Source organism: Clostridium sp. AF37-5 (genome assembly GCF_003477605.1).
Lineage (GTDB): Bacteria > Bacillota > Clostridia > Lachnospirales > Lachnospiraceae > Eubacterium_F.
The window spans coordinates 1-16,191 of sequence record NZ_QUDR01000018.1; the positions used below are offsets into that span (position 1 = coordinate 1).

At 36.7% G+C, this 16,191-nt stretch carries 10 protein-coding genes; 2 read left to right on the plus strand and 8 right to left on the minus strand.

Translation table 11 applies throughout. The features are described 5' to 3' along the window. From DW019_RS10975 to DW019_RS10990, 4 genes are all read right to left on the minus strand, one after another. A partial coding sequence (locus tag DW019_RS10975; protein ID WP_147353025.1) for an InlB B-repeat-containing protein occupies nucleotides 1-1,484 on the minus strand: 1,484 nt, incomplete at its 3' end. 150 nt (nucleotides 1,485-1,634) lie between these two features. Next, entirely contained in the window at nucleotides 1,635-2,180 is a 546-nt protein-coding gene (locus DW019_RS10980; RefSeq protein ID WP_118443387.1) for a hypothetical protein, read from the minus strand. After that, entirely contained in the window at nucleotides 2,167-2,868 is a 702-nt protein-coding gene (locus tag DW019_RS10985) for an ImmA/IrrE family metallo-endopeptidase (protein WP_182431104.1), read from the minus strand. Before DW019_RS10985 ends, DW019_RS10980 begins: the two co-directional genes overlap by 14 nt. 211 nt (nucleotides 2,869-3,079) lie before the next feature. After that, on the minus strand, nucleotides 3,080-3,643 hold the full coding sequence (locus tag DW019_RS10990) for an ImmA/IrrE family metallo-endopeptidase (RefSeq protein WP_118443389.1): 564 nt from the start codon (nucleotides 3,641-3,643) through the stop codon (nucleotides 3,080-3,082). 249 nt (nucleotides 3,644-3,892) lie between these two features. Here DW019_RS10990 and DW019_RS10995 point away from each other — a divergent pair, with 249 nt between their 5' ends. Beyond that, on the plus strand, nucleotides 3,893-4,609 hold the full coding sequence (locus tag DW019_RS10995) for a hypothetical protein (protein WP_147353026.1): 717 nt from the start codon (nucleotides 3,893-3,895) through the stop codon (nucleotides 4,607-4,609). 36 nt (nucleotides 4,610-4,645) lie between these two features. Here the strand turns inward: DW019_RS10995 and DW019_RS11000 are convergent, their stop codons facing one another. From DW019_RS11000 to DW019_RS11010, 3 genes are all read right to left on the minus strand, one after another. Beyond that, nucleotides 4,646-10,297, minus strand: coding sequence for a leucine-rich repeat protein (locus DW019_RS11000; RefSeq protein ID WP_118443391.1), 5,652 nt, complete (start codon nucleotides 10,295-10,297; stop codon nucleotides 4,646-4,648). Between the two features lie 145 nt (nucleotides 10,298-10,442). Next, the gene (locus DW019_RS11005; protein ID WP_118443392.1) at nucleotides 10,443-12,731 is read right to left on the minus strand and encodes a VirD4-like conjugal transfer protein, CD1115 family; all 2,289 of its coding nucleotides are present in this window, start codon (nucleotides 12,729-12,731) and stop codon (nucleotides 10,443-10,445) included. 2 nt (nucleotides 12,732-12,733) lie between these two features. Then, nucleotides 12,734-14,182: a hypothetical protein gene (locus DW019_RS11010; protein ID WP_118443393.1), complete on the minus strand. Its 1,449-nt coding sequence runs from the start codon at nucleotides 14,180-14,182 to the stop codon at nucleotides 12,734-12,736. A 118-nt stretch (nucleotides 14,183-14,300) separates the two neighbouring features. Here DW019_RS11010 and DW019_RS11015 point away from each other — a divergent pair, with 118 nt between their 5' ends. After that, complete coding sequence (locus DW019_RS11015) at nucleotides 14,301-15,002, plus strand: hypothetical protein (RefSeq protein ID WP_118443394.1); 702 nt, start codon at nucleotides 14,301-14,303, stop codon at nucleotides 15,000-15,002. Nucleotides 15,003-15,101: 99 nt separating this feature from the next. Here the strand turns inward: DW019_RS11015 and DW019_RS11020 are convergent, their stop codons facing one another. Next, nucleotides 15,102-16,064, minus strand: coding sequence for a hypothetical protein (locus tag DW019_RS11020; protein ID WP_118443395.1), 963 nt, complete (start codon nucleotides 16,062-16,064; stop codon nucleotides 15,102-15,104). Nucleotides 16,065-16,191: the final 127 nt, after the last annotated feature.

A 16,191-nucleotide genomic window follows, 5' to 3' on the forward strand; every position in this document is an offset into this window, starting at 1 on the left:
TTGTGGGTTCTTGCCGTCCAATGCGCATAGAGCGTGTGGTTTTCCGCGCGGGTTATCTGTGTATCTTCCGTTACTTTTGTTCCACCGTTTTTTGCCGTGTACCATCCGTCAAAGGTGTAACCGTATCGGGATGCCGTTGTTAAGGAATAATCCTTATCGAACGTGTTTGGCAGTTCAGCGTCTTTTACCTCTCCTCCATTAGCATCAAAAGATACTGTATAGGTGATTGGTTCCAGAATTGCCTTGAAAATAGAGTTGCAATCTACCGTCATGGTGGTTTCCGGTTCTAATTTCTCCGGTTCTCCTACTGCTTCTCCGTTTGCATTCATTGAATACTTTTCCCAACGAATCAGCTTATATCCAATAGTCGGATAAAAGTTTTCCGGCAGATTTGGTGAAAAAACTTCCTGATAGGAATGTTCTTCATTCTGCACGTTGGTATTCTGATTGTTTCGGAACGAAACCTGATAGACTTCCGGTGTCCATTTGGCGTATACGTCTGTTCCATCCGGAACTTTCAATAAAACGCCGTCTTTGTCGAAAATCTGAGTGTTTTTCTCAAAATATCCTTCAAATACATAGTGGTCTTTCTTTGGCGGATGGATGTTGCCGAAACTACGGCTTTTCTCATCTTCCTTTCCTTCAAACACATATACCGAGTCATATTTCAGACCACTGCCCCCGCGGTTTACTTCACCGCCATCCGGAGCATCTGCATGAAGCGTAACTTCTTTTGCGGCTGCACCGATGTAAGGGAACTTGTCCGGGTCTTTCAGAATGGCCGGAATGTTAGTTTTGTACTTTGATTTGTAGATTGTTTTTAAGGTGTTCTCTGGTGTGGTAATCGGACCACGATAAGCAAAATTGTCCGCTATATTGTCCGCCCCATTCAATAAAACATTAGGCGAATTGCAGTACACAAGATTTTGATTAAAGCAGTTTTTTCCAATAACTTCCAGAGAATCCGGCAAGTAAATATCTACACGGCCTGCATAGCCATCATCTGTACTCCCATAAGCCCCCTGACTAAACGCCCAATCATTAACCGTTTTCAGCCCCGTACAAGCCGTGGCGTCAACGACAATGCCTGAACTGGTGACGTTGAAGGAGCCGAGAAAAAACGAATCCTTGTTTTTCGCGTCTGCATCTCCTAACGATTCCACCTTGTGATAGGCGATGATTTTTCCATCTTCATTACATTCCGGTACTTTATCCGGAATAACGATGTCGTTGGTGATTTTTTTTGAGAAATCACCATTTTGATATACTCCAACTATATGAAGATTCATTGCAGGACTATCACTATCACCAGAGATAGCATCATACGCCCATTTTATTTCTCCTTGCGTTTTAGAATTATATCCTTCTACCGGCACTACCGCATTCTGTTTTCCCTCTTTAATATAACAAGAACCGGCTAACAGGCCGGCAACAAACAATGCGCAGATAGCAAAGGATATAATATTTCTTTTTCTTGCTTTCATAAATAATCTCCTTTCTTAAAGCGATTCAGTTGTACGGCAGCTAATTACTACCGGACTCCTGTTGTTTTTAGTATAGTATTAATATGTCTGTTAAGTAATTGATACAACTTAACATATGAAAAAAAGAGATGGCCCTCTATGAGATAGGGACTATCCCTGTACGGTATCTTTTAAACTTATTTCAGATGGCTCTTCCTTTATAGTATCTTTTATGTTTTGCCATTCATCTGATATATCATCTGTTTGTTCTTCTTCTAATTTTTCATTAACATTATGTAGCATTGGATACATTCTAATATCATATTTTTGAATATTTTTCACAATAGCAACTGCGCTTTCGTCTTCTTGTGGATTAAATAAGTACTTTGCTATAATTTCAGGCAACTTCAATAACGAAATTATAATTGTCCCAAAAGATGACACAAGCGGTGTTAACGTTGCGGTAATCATATTAAATGAAACATGATTTGATTTTATCATATTTTGTATCATACTGATTGTGTATGTAATTGTATAATGAAATGTATACACCAATCCACTTAATATAAACATAACAATAGCAAAAAACAACATCTTCATTATAAACTTTGCCCATGTATTTCGCCGTATTCCATTTACATAATTGTTAATTAATTTTGTATATCCATCAGAACGAGCTTCATGTCCTTCTTTCTTTAAATCTTTAATCGTTATCATCGCAAAGTACTTCTCCAATTCTTTTTATTATAGATGATTTTTTTACCTTAAAGTATCTTGCAAGATATTCAATTACAAAAATTTGGCTTCCATCCGGGTTATATCTTTTATCACAACAAGCATCTATGTATTGTTTCATAAATAATTCACGCGGCATAAGCAATTCGGCCGCAAAACGGTCTGCTCGTATTTCTTTTTCAGAACAATGATTGTTTTTAGGATAAGTTTCCATAAATAAATGATTTTTATTCCGATATTTAGGATTTCCCAAACAATCAAATAAATAATGACCAAGTTCATGAGCTGCTACAAAACGTTGATGTTCAAATGGTTCATTTTTATCTGTTGCAATTACTTTGTCATAATCAAGACATTTTTCTGTTGTTCCGTGAACATAAATTACACCAGATATTTTTTTCCTTAATTTTGACACACCAAACACTTTTAAGCCAAAAGCCTCTATTATTGGTTCAATTGGCGTTTCTCCACGATAATTATAGCCAAGGCATTTCGATATATCTAATATCTCATGTGCAATTTCGGTCGCCTGCTTTGGCGTAAGATTTTGCACAGACTCGCCTGGTTTTTTCGTGAGATGTTTAATTAAATTTTCAAAGTCCTTTCGTGCTTCCATTGTCTTATCCTCTTCTTTTTGATTTATCTTATTAAATCTGATTATATTTCCCATAGTACAACCCCCTTTTCTGTTACTGTAGTGTATCAGATAAGTTGTAGCTTGTCCCATGAAATTTGTCGAATAGATATTATTCATCTATTTGACACTTTTATTATAACAAAAAACTAATTATTTGACAAGTTTTGCAAATTATATTTTTGTCAATCATGTGAATGATTGAAAGTCACTGTATTATCTTTATAATAAAATCTTTCCCCATCTGTCATCTATTATATACCTCTGAAATACGCCTTTTAGCCACAAGAAGAGGCACCCTAAAAATTTGTGATAGCATACTAATTATCATTTCCGGGTCACCAATTCGTTTAAACAATCCTTCATAAACATTTTTAAAATGTTCAGCAGGCATCAAGATGCAAGTAGCAAAATAATCCGCTTCTTGTTCTTCTTCTGATTTATCCTTATGAAAATCCACATGCAAAAAAGCAGTTTTTTTATTTATTCTGTTTTCATCATAATGTAATGCAAAATGTCCGAGTTCGTGTGCAACAATAAATCTTTGTTGGTAATCATCAAGGCTATCTTCAAATAAAATTTCTTTTATTATAGTATCATTTTCTTTTCGGATTATAATTCCTCCATCTACATTTTCTTCATGAAAAGTGGCAGATGAGACTTCAAATCCTTTAGCTCTCGCTAAAATAATAGTATCAATAATTTCATTATCCATTCCCTGTCTAAACTTTTCCGCTTTTTGTTCAATTTCTTTTTTTCGTTCTAGTATTAAGCGCATATATACCATACCCTCTATATTTGTTTTTTTCATGTAACTATCTCCTATTTTATCAATATATATTTCCCCTTGTCAACTATTATTATGCTCAAATAATAAGAAAATCCAATACACTATAATAGTAGTATTGTTTTCTAGCACTATATTGTTGCAAAAGAATTGTTAAAATTACATTTCCTTTTTTAATATGTCTGTTTGGCATTAATTTAAATGCTCTATTGACAAAATTAGTGTTTAATCTTTATAATCTATGTATATTTTTAAGAAAGGAACGATATACAATTGAATGATACATCAAAATACGTCACATTATGTCACAACTTAATAGCAGAATACTTAGAGGACGATACTCCTAAGACATTTAATGATTATAAGATGATTTTAAACCAAATTTCGTCTACAAAAGGAAAAATGCCGGACCCATTATTTAAGGAGATATTAAATTTTGCAACGGCGCGTCTATTTAATGAGGTCTGGGATTACAATATTAATGCTGAAATTTCAGATGATATTGATACAGAAAATTATCTGCAAGAAGCAAAAATTACTTTTGAAATTTTCACAAATGCCGAATTAGCACCTTACCTTGGAGAATTGCCATCGCCAGATACGGTATCTGATACTGCTAAAAAAAGCATTTTTTCATGTTATCTACTAATGAATGACTATATACATAGTGAAAATGCAGATTCCGAAATTGAATTTGACAAATTATCAGATGCTATTGATGACAAGAAAAACATCATACCGCCAGTAATATTCAATAGAATTCAGCATTTTGTTGAATATGAACTATATGAGATGTGCTATATCGAAGCCGAAGTAGAACAGCTAGGGCCAGAAAAAGCGGTTTTAATAAAGGGCGGAATCCAATTAAAGGACGAAAATGCAGCTAGAGAACTTATGTATTTATACTTTCAAAAGGTCGAAAAATTATTGGTAAAATTCAATTGTTTTGTGGAAGAAGAATTAAGACCATACTTTCCAGCAAAAAAATAAGAGGGAGCTTTTGCCCCCTCTTTTCTATTCCAGATTTTATTTTCTGACTTTCATCGTCTTAACGAATCCGGTTTTCTTTGTGAACAGTTTCTTGTATTTCTTCAAATACTTCTTAGGCACTTTAATCTTGGCCTTTTTGCTGATACCCTTAATTGCGTTCTTTCCAACCTTTTTCAAAGAAACGCTCTTAATAGTAATCGTTTTCAGTTTCTTGCAGCCCTTAAAGGCGTTTTTAGCGATTGCAGTTACTTTGTACTTTTTGCCGTTAATAGTTACTGTTTTCTGAATCGTTACCTTTTTCAGCTTTTTACTTGTAACCTTTTTAACGAAAGCACCTTTACCGCTAGCCTGGTATACTACCTTGCCTTTGGTTACGATTGAATGGACTGGCGTAGAATCATTCACGTGATGAATTTCCTCAGGTTTAGCTGTTGGTGTTGGCTCCGGATTTATAGGTGATGGAGTCGGACCGGTCGGGTCTGGCTCTGGATTTGGACTTGGTTCTGGAGTATTCACTCTTGTCCAAATTGCATAAACATCTGCACCATTCACGCCCATAGTAACCTCTGTTACAATATCGCCATCTGTACCATCAGGCTCTTCTGCCCAACCAACGAAAGTATAACCAACACGTTCCGGCATTCGCATATTCAACACTGCTTTAGAACCCCAAATAAAGGTATCTTCGCTTTCCGTAAAGTCCGGTGCTCCTGCATAATTCTGATGGAATCTTACTTTACCGTAGTCACGGTCTAAGATAATCGTAAATGCAGCACCATCTTCTACTTTGTGTTTCAAAACAGAATCCGGATTTACATGATAGCCGTCCGGTACATGGAAATCATAATTTGCTTCCAATTTAAGGTCAGTACCCTGTACAGCAGAGCCGGTAGCAACCGTTACTTCATATGTTTCGTCTGCTTTTTGAGTCTTTGTGGTGATTGTATAATTTGTATCACCGGCAGTACCCCATACAGCATATAAAGTAATGCTTTCCTCTAAATCCGAAATCACATCACCGGCTTTGTATTCCGGTTCTGTTGCCCCCTGAATAGTGGACCAACCAAGGAATACTCTTCCATCACGAGTTGTCTCGAATCCCGGCAAAGTAATTGTATGACCCTCATAAACTGTCAACGTAGTAGCATCTGTTGTTCCACCATTGCTATCAAAAGCAATTTGATTTCCCTTCTTGCCATCGTCAACAGCCCAGATTGCATACAAGTGAATCGTTTCTCCGGCAGATGCCAGATTAGCAGCTTTGTATTTGTCATAATACTCAGCATTTGTTGCTTTTGCATCACGGCTCCATCCAAGGAACTTGTAACCGGTACGTGTAAATGTATTAACGCTTAACTCCTGCTTAATATCAGAAGATAAAGTCTGCACATCCATCGTTCCGTTACCACCATTTGCATGATACGTGATAAAGTAATTTGCCGGCTTCCAAACCGCGTATAGAGTTACTGTCTGATTCTTGCCTGCAAGGTCTTTTACGGTATCTTTGTCCGTATACATTGCTTTTGTGGCATTTCTATCGGTAGACCAACCGAGGAACTGATAGCCTTTTTTGCCAAAAGCATTTTTCGTCAAATTGACGTTTGTTTTTGTATCAAAGGCATCTGCTTTCATAACGCCTTCTGTTGCTCCGTTGCCATTATAAGCAACTGTATACTGGTCGTGTTTCCATGACGCATACAAAATAAGATTCATGGTTCCGTCCCATGTTTTTGTAGATTTTCCGTTTTCGTTAAAGTATTGAACTCCGCCGTTTTCGGAACTGAAATATCCTACAAAACTATAATCTTCTTTTTCCGGAATCACAATCGGAGGAATCGGTTTGCCGTTTACAACGTAAACTTTTTCGTCTCCGTTAATACCGCCCATTGTGTTCAACTGAACAACATAAGCCGGTTTTCCGTAAGAAGTACAGGACTTATTCAAGTATGCTTGCGAATAAATATCCGCTGTAGAGTTGGTGTATCCTTTAATTTCTGTTCCATTCGGAACTAATGGACCGGCTGGGAATTTACAATTTGGATTCTCTACGCCCAAAACGTTAAGCGTAGAATCTGCAAAAGCATTTTCTCCAAAACTGATTAAACTATCGCCGGTTGTGAACTCAGTAAGAGCGGTTCCGGCAAAAGCATTTTCGCCAATTGTTTCAAACTGGTCCGTATCTTTTAAGGTTGTAAGAGAACTACAACCGTTAAACGCATTGTTCGGGACATTCGTTACTCCGCCAAAGGAGACACTGACTAAGCTTTCCGCTTCTTCAAACGCTCCTTCGCCCAATGTAATCACCGTCTTTGGTAATTCAATTGCAGCAAGTCCAGAATTTGCAAATGCGCTTTCTCCGATTTCAGCTAAAATAGCTTCTTCATCGAACGAAATTGTTGTTAAATTCTTGCAGCCCTTGAAAGCACCCGCATTGATTTTCTTTAACAACGGTCCAACAGTTACTTCAACAAGATGAGCCGGAGAATCCTGTACATAAGAATACTCTTCTGTCTTGTCTTTTTCATATCCAACCATAAGAGAAATCGGATATTCATGCGCCATAGCAAAGTCATATGCTTTACTCTTGTAATAGCATTTAACAACTGTACTGTTCGGGAATACGGCGCTGATTTCATCATAAGTAAGGTTTGCATTCATCCCTTCAAAAGTTGCTTCATTGAGAGCGAAGCATCCGTTAAATGCCCCTTTTCCAACTAAGACAACAGATTCTGGAATGGAAACTTCTGTTACGTTTGCTTTCGCAAAAGCAAATGCTCCAATATTGGATAAAACGCTCTGGTCTTCAAATTCAATGGTCTCTAAAGCGGCAATACTGGAGAAAGCACGTTCTCCGATTGATTGTACCGTATTTGGAATTTCCAATTCGGCAATCTTTGTATTATTGAACGCATAAGAACCAATTGTCTGAACGCGTCCCAGAGTAATATCTTTCAAGTTTACGCAGCTATCAAAAGCATTGTTTCCAACACTTGTGATATTAGCCGGAATATCAAACGATTCCATAGTTACTTCGTCCTTGAAGAAATCATCCGGAATTGTTGTGAGAATTTCATAAGATTCACGGTTTGCGTTCTGACAATAGCTTGCCACGCTTGACCCCTGAAAACCAATCAACTTCTCTGTTGTATTCGGAATTGACTCTTTCTCCAAAGTAGTTTCCGGATTTTTCACCGTTACAGAATGTAAGTTTGTGTTAGCGAACGCGTTTTTCTCAACCGTTTCTACCGAATACGGAATTGCTACATTTTTAACTGTGCAGCCGGCAAAAGCATTTGCCTGAATTGTTTCGCATACTTTGCTGATTTCCGGATTATCACTGTGTTTCTTCGGGCAGTAAACTAAAATGGATTTATCTTTGTTATAAAGTAATCCACCCTCTGATGCATAATCAGCATCTTTTGAGTTTACCGTAATGGATTCCAAGTTTGCAAATTTACTAAAATCCATGTCCGCAATATTATCTACATCAACGGCAAATGCAATTTTTTTAGCGTTTGCACATTCTGCATAAATAATAGAGCGAGTATTTTCTGAATTTTTGTAAATTGTTACGGTATCATCCGAAGTGTTGTAATCGTAAATATGAGTATAATTGGCTACATAATTGCGATTTCCAACAGAACCTTTTGTAATTACGACATCTTTTTCCGGAGTGTCGCCGTTGCTGCCGGTCCATCCATTAAATACATATCCCTGCTTTGTTGGTGCATTCAGATGAATGTCATCATCTTCTACTGTATAATTGCTAACATTTGCAGCAGTTCCACCATTTAAATCATAAATGATTGAATAAGTGTTTTTGTCATAAACAGCAGACAATGATTTTGTTTCATTGATTGTGTAAGTTCCATTAAATCCATCCCAAGAAGAGAATGTATATCCTTTCTTTTTCGGAATAGGCAAATTAATGGTTGTTCCACCGACTTTTACAATTGAAAAATCAGTTTCATAAATAGTTCCATTATAAGTTACTTTTCCACCATTTGAAGAGAGTTTTGTTTGATAACAAACAATTTTTTTGACAGCAGATATATTTCCTGCGCTGTCTTTAGCGAAAAAGTAATAAGTTCCTGCGGCAGAAATTGTTTTATCTACCGAAAATGATTTTGTGGAAGCCACTTTGGTATAAGCAGAACTTGCCGGACTAGCCGAAGTTCCAAAATAATAAGAAGTAACTCCTACATTATCACTAGCCTCTAACGTCACAGACTGATTTTTGCCCGCCGTAATATTAGAAGTAATACTTCCTTCCGGAGCAGTTTTATCCACAATTGTAAATGTTTTTGTAACTGAACCGGAATAATTTCCTGTACCGTTTATTACGGCAACGGCAGTTCCAACATTTGTATTGCTGCTGTAAGACACTGTATAGTCCTGTCCAAGTACTAAGGCTTTTTTGGTATAAGGGTTTTTAGCAGTTACACTATTGGTAATTGCACCTCCAGTATAAGGAACAGATGAATTTGTCAAAGCGACCGAACAATCTGTTATCGGGCATTTATTAACCATTAAAGTCCCCTCTATGAGGTTACTGTTTTTGGTTGATTTAATTGCCTTTGTATAATTGCCGGCATCCAAAACATCATCTTTTGTGTGGCCGGATAAGCCACTACCCATTGCATACTGTAAAGACTGATTTGCATTTGGCGCAACGAAATAATATCCTTTAGATGTTTGTTTCGTGTAATTGTAGCCAACAAGCCCACTTTCTGTCATAGCAGAATCAAGAGCGTCTGAAACAGTCTGTCCATAAGTAATAGATGATGCAATTGACTGATAATCACCATTTGCCTTCTTGTAAGATACATTTTTGGTAGTATCTAGTGCTGTCTTGTAAATACTAAATGAAGCAGAGTTTGATGTGTCAAGATAATTAACATAACATCCTGTTCTTGCAGAAGTATAAATTTTATCTTTTGCTGCGCTGTTTTCTCCATAGACAGTAAGCCATAACTTATCACTTTCGTCACAATCTGAACCTGTCTCATTAAAGGTCTTGTCATCTAACGAAATACTTGATGCAATGTTTCCAAACAGCAAATAACCATGTAAACTTGTGCAGTTATCAAATGCTGCTTGTAAATCACAAACATCATGATTTGCGTCACCCATTGGACACCAAATATGCTCTAATTTTCCACAATTCTGAAAAATACCTTTGGCATACGCTACCGGCGGAAGACGAAATACTTCAACCAAGTTTACGCAATTAGCAAAAGCATATTCCAAAACGCCATCTCCGTCCAATTTCATGTTGGAATTCAAGCCACCAATAACATACTTGATTTTCTTTTTAGCAGCAGTTGACATGTTAGCCAAACAACTGCCCATAACATAATAACCGGCATCATCCATTTTCGCAGACGGGCGGTTATTTTCCATCTTGTAAAAAGCGAAAACGCCATTTTTATCAATGCCCCAATAGGTAATTAATGCGTTATTCACATAAGAATAACCGGCAGTTCCACTTTCAACAATGGAATTGACATCAAAAGAGACATTCGAAAGATTGCGACTTCCGGGGTCTGTTTCGACTTCGGCAACGGACCCAGTTGCTACACTTTGTACAGCAGCTTTACTTCGGATTGAACCGATATTGCCGCTTAAAAGCATTGCCAAAGCCAAAACTCCGGCTACCGAACGTTTAAAAATTTTTCTTTTTCTCATGAAAATAGAATCTCTCCTTTCCAATAAAAAAATTAACAGTTACTCGTGTAATGCTCTCTTCTCCATTACACTTATATTAATATGTCTGTTAGCCCACCCTAAAAACAAACAAGAAAAAAAAGAGCCCTTTTCAGGCTCCTTTTTCTTACATCATAATATCCCACAAATTCGCATCCTGTTCCTGCATAGCAATTTTAAGTTTCTCTGATTTTTCTTTTTCTTCTTCTGCTATCTTCTTTTCAGTTTCCGTATTCGCAACCTTTTCGTTTTCATGTTCCAATTCCAAACATTCTTTTAATTGCTCCGGATTTCCATTACAGACCTTGTTCAAAATTGACTCAGTTTCATAACTAGGTCCATTAATTACCTTTTTCTCATCTCGCGCAATTTCTTTCTTATAACGAGCGACCTTATCATCATGTGATTGTTTTTTGTCTATCTTAGAATCAATTACACGTTGACTATTATATGGAATTTCATAACGAAGTGCTTTATCAGCGTCCCCGGTCAAATGGTATTTTGGATGTTCTGTATAATTGTATTTTGTTGTATAAAAAGGTTTTTCTCCTCGAATAAATACAATACAATCATCATCCGCCATTTCACGAATCTGGTTAAAATCTAACAAATCCGTTCCGGTATAATTATAAGACTCGTTTCCTCCGCCTTTTCCACCAATAGAAGTTCCCTGCTGACGTTTCGTTGTTTTACCAAGCATAGCTTGAATATATTCAATCATGTCTTTTTCCTGACTGCCAAGGAAAATCATAGTATCACAGTTTCCAATAATGGTGTTCATATCATCATCCCACATTTTTTTCAACTGGCTTTGATTTTGTAAAATAATGGTACACCACATCTTATAAGAACGCATCGTTGCAATTTTTTCAACATATCCGGGGATTTTACCAACATTCGCAAACTCATCTAACATAAAACGTAGATTATATGGCAACGTTCGGTCACCGGGAACAATTTTCCCTCCGGCATTAGCTAAAAACCATTCTGCTGCTTTCTTATTAAGGAAGCGTTCAATAAAAATATCTTCTTTACTAACAACTTCATAATGATTTTCTTTTTCGACAATCTTTGCGCCATGAAGCATTTTCTTCTTTGCTTTTACTTCTTCAATCGTTTCGCCCCATAAGAAAGTTTCCGTCAATCCATTTACTTCCTTTTGCAAAAAATAACTATGAGGATATATATTTTCTACTAAATAATACAAATATTCAAACAACTGCGTATACAAACAAGCGGCAATAAAGTTAAATGCTTTATCAGCGGTAGGAATGATAATAAACAAAACCTGTTTTTTTCTTCCCAATTCTTCTAAATGTAATTCATCTCTTTTTAACAAACTAGCTACATTGCTATAATCAAATGCACTTAATCGAGTCATTGTTGTAATCAACACAGATTTCAATGTCTTACCGGATGCAATACGAAACTCCTTATAACATTTCGTTGCCATACTTTCCGGTTTACCGGCTTCTTTATTTGCTTTTTCGTAATTGTCAAACAATGTATCCAATTCGGATTTTGCGGAAGAGTTATTTTCATCCACTTCCGCTAAACGAATCAGCTTCATTGCCGTAGATAAATTACACTCTTCTTTTGGCAGCTTTTCCATCATATAAAAAGAAATTGCCTGTAATAATACCGTCATGGAATCATCCCAAATCTGGTCTCCTCCGGAAGTGCCTTCTTTTCGCGTATTTTCTACAATACAATTTACCATGGAGCGGACACCATTTTCATCTCGAATATAAGCATACGGATTATAGCATAGAGAATCCGACATTTTACTAAGGTTAAAAATTTTAATTTCATAGCCAGCATCTTCCAATGGTCCAGCTAAAGCTTCCGTTAATTCTCCTTTTGGGTCAGTAAATACATAGGAGCTATTCATCTGCAGCCCATTTGGCTTAACAAGCGAAAATGATTTACCAGTACCGGACCCTCCGAAAACAATCTGATGACAGTTTCTTCGTGTTTTATGACCATTCATAGACATATACAAATCTTTTGCCAAAATTATATTATCTGCTCCATTTGTTTTAATTGAACGAAATGGCGTATTATACTTTTTATTATACGCCTTCATATCTGTATTCCATTTAGCGGAGCCTCCGGCATCTTTATCTGTATCTCTTCTTATTACCATTAAATACGCATATAACATAATAACACCAAAGATGCAGGTTCCAATCATTGAGTAAATAAATGAATATGACGTGAATGGCAAAACAGCAAGTGGCTTTTCCTGTATGTGTTCCATTGCTAATTGCATAATCTTTATCGGATTATTTTCATACTCCGGTTTGATACAGCCCATATGTAAGGTGAATAATAAAAGTAATAAATAAAGGATTCCTCCGCAAAACATAAACATTTTTCGGATTCCGCGCAATCTTTCTTCCTTATTATTAGGCATGATTAATCACCCACTTCCGGCTCAGCCTCAGGCAATGCATGTGTTGCATTTGTTGTCTGAATATCATTCAACATATCATCAAGACTTGCTTTGTAATCAAGGTCTTCAATGTCTACTTCTTTGTCAATAATCTGTTCTGTAACATGCTCATAACGTTCAATGTATCCTTTAATCAAATCGGCAGCTTGGCTTTTTTCTTCCTCGCTCCATTTTGCAATGTCTGCATCTGGCGCTGCATTTGTTCCTGAAACCAAATAATCCTCTAATGCCATATCACCATTCATGACATCCTGCAGCATCATTTCATCCACGATGGCATCATATGGCTGCACTAATTGCGTCATAGACACTTTTCGTATATAAGCATTTTTTACTTCTTTTTCAAATAAAATCTGCGCTTTTTCCTCCAGACTGGCATACATCGGGAACTTTCTTTTTCCCTGCACTAATTTTTCTAACGCTTCTTTGTCATCTTTAACAGCTTCGTATTCGTCCTTCTCCAAAACAACCGGGGCTCTCATAGAAGACACTTCCTGTTTATATACTCTGGCAAGATTGCTGAAATCTTCCTGCCCTTTAACTTTTCTCATAATTTGTGGAGTACCATCTTTTCGAATCGTTTGATGATTTAAATTATCTCCGCTTACCTCAATTACATTACTGGTGCACGTGCCGGATACAACATAAAAATTTCGAGTAGCCTTATTAGCTCCAATGTAATTCATTGATTTTGTAATGGCATCTACTTCATTTTGACGAATCATATGCTGCCGTGTTCCGGAAATTCCATCAAACTCAACCTCTGTTCTTGCCAGACAAGATTCAACTTTTTTACGGTCTTTCGGGTTGCAGTAAAAAGCCTGCCTTGTTTCACCGGCATCTCCTTCCTGCTCTACTTTGCTGAACATAACACCATTTACTCTAAATTGTTCTGACAGCATGTTCGCCTTTACTTCATCCATCGCCGGCAATTGCATAAGTGTTGGATATCCGTTTTTGCTTGCGCTGTATTTCAACGTAGGAAGACTAACTTCAACCGAATTTGACAAAACATTTCCTAATTCATCCATTCGCGTCTGTCCAATAGAAAGCGCCCTTTCCTTTGCAATCTGTGCTAAAAGCATATCTTCTTCTCGTACAAAAGCTACAACCGTACCGGTGTACGGCCCTTTTACAACTCGACCAGAAACCATGCCTTTTCCGCCCAATCCACGAAATTCATCTTCAAAATCTTTGAGTGCGAAATCTTTTGGCACAAAACATGGCGGCAGATAGTTCGGGTTATCTGCTAAATGTTCATTCATAGATTTCATTAATGCATGATAATCTGCTTTTTGCCCCCACTTTTGAGACACAGACTGTAAGATTTCTCCAAATACTTTTGGCATATCAGTAGCTATATCTGTAAATCGGGCAAAACCTTGTAATGTATCTTGTTCTACAGTTCCCATTCTTCATCATCCTTTCTTATTAATTCTTTCTTTTAATATGTCTGTTTGCCCTTGTTTTTTTCTGCCATAGTAAAAAAGACATATTATAAATATCAATCAAATAAAAGGAGGGTTAGATATGGCATACTTCAATCGTGATAAAATTTACGAAGCATTGGACGGGATAACCGTTGCAGAAAAGCTTGGCCTTGATGTTTCAAATCATGGCCGACTTGAAATTTTGTGTACAAACTTAGACCATGATGACACACACAAAAATAACTGTGTTTTAAACAAAAGAGGTCATTATTGCTTTGTGTGTGACCGGCAGACCAACTTAGAGGGCATGGTAATGAATGTTTGCGGAATTGATTATCAGAAAGCCCTTGAAACACTCGCCGGATGGGCCGGCATTGCTCCGGAGAAAAAGGCTGCTGATATTAAGCCTGTAAACAAACCGCCTTTATCCCAAAAAGAGATTGAGGAATTAAATCTTGACCTTGAAACGCCTCATGCCGTAGCAGATATTACTTCTTATGGAAATTATCGGACAAAAGAAACACGAGAACGTGATATCGCCGGTTATTATCTGAATGGCGAAAATCGTAATTTCTCCTTAAGACGGTTATGGGAAGAAGACCCGAATACTTACCGGGTTATCATGAACGGGAAAATTATGGAACGACTACACGCAATTGTAGAAAGCGGTTATTTGTATTCTTCCAAAGAAGGAAAAGAATTTTTGAAAATGACCGGAACCAGTTATTCAGTAATGAAACGTGTATTAAATCAAGAAGCGGCTCAACTAATTGCAGCTAGGAAAAAATTGTATGCTATGTAAAAAAAAGGTCACTCGGCGTTAAAACCGAGTGATTTTTTCTTTTCTTTAGAAATATAAGGTTCTTTGTGATACTAGAAGTTGCCGTAAACACTTCTTTAGCTATTGCTCATACAAATATTGGTCTTTATCATCTTTTGTAATAAGATAACCGTTCTCTTCTTTTTTAAAGTATCTTTTGTTATAATCAATTTTAGTTATATCAATGTCTTTTGAGTAGGGACGGTTAATATAACGAAATAGTCCGCTGTTTTCCACCTTATAATATCCAGAAACAAAGGATTTTGAAGTAGTTATTTCAGCAAACCCAGATTGATACTGAATTGTTTTCGTCCAATAATTCTCGATGTTGCTAAATACACGTACATCTGCTTTGGTCTTAATTGTATAGGGGGTTGTGCCGGCATAAATTTGAACCTTTAATTCTGTATCTGTATTAAGATTCTTAATGCAGCCATTTTCTCCTAAATCTTTTTGAGAAAGTTTCTTTCCGTTAACAGAATCAATTGTAAATGTTTGGTAATATTCATTGTCCATTTCCTCAACACGATGCATTACTTTGTCAAATGGACCATTCTCCAAAAGATTGGCTATATAATTTGATGTAATCAATTTACCGTTTTCTGATAAATTAATTCCTCGCAGACCAATTGTATAACCATCATCTGAAAATCGTTCCCATTCAAACACATTGTTAATTGTTTCCGATGTTTTATATACGATACTATCATCCTGATACATAGTAGGAATGATTAACTCATCTTTACCTTTTTTGTAAAACCAGTTTCTTGTCGGCTCCGGTTCATCATCCTGCGCCAAAACATATTCTGCATCTGTTTCTTCGTTTTTATAGAAACTTTGCTCCCCGTACGGAATCTCATAAAATTCATCACCATGCTTAATATAATAACAGTCATCCTGCAAATCATCTTTTGTATGTATCTGTATCGCATAAGGGTCCGGGGTATTGGACGGCGTATCAATAAATGGATTTTCGCAACCGGTATTCATCAGCATAACAACACAAACCATAGTTACCGCCAGTATTTTCTTAATAACTTTCATAATAATCTCCTTTCTACTACTTTTAATATGTCTGTTATATCTCTTTTTCTTCTACAAAATCTTGACAATTTGTTCGCGCAGGCAAATAGAAAAAAAAGAAGCCTTAGCCTCTCTTTTCAAATATGTA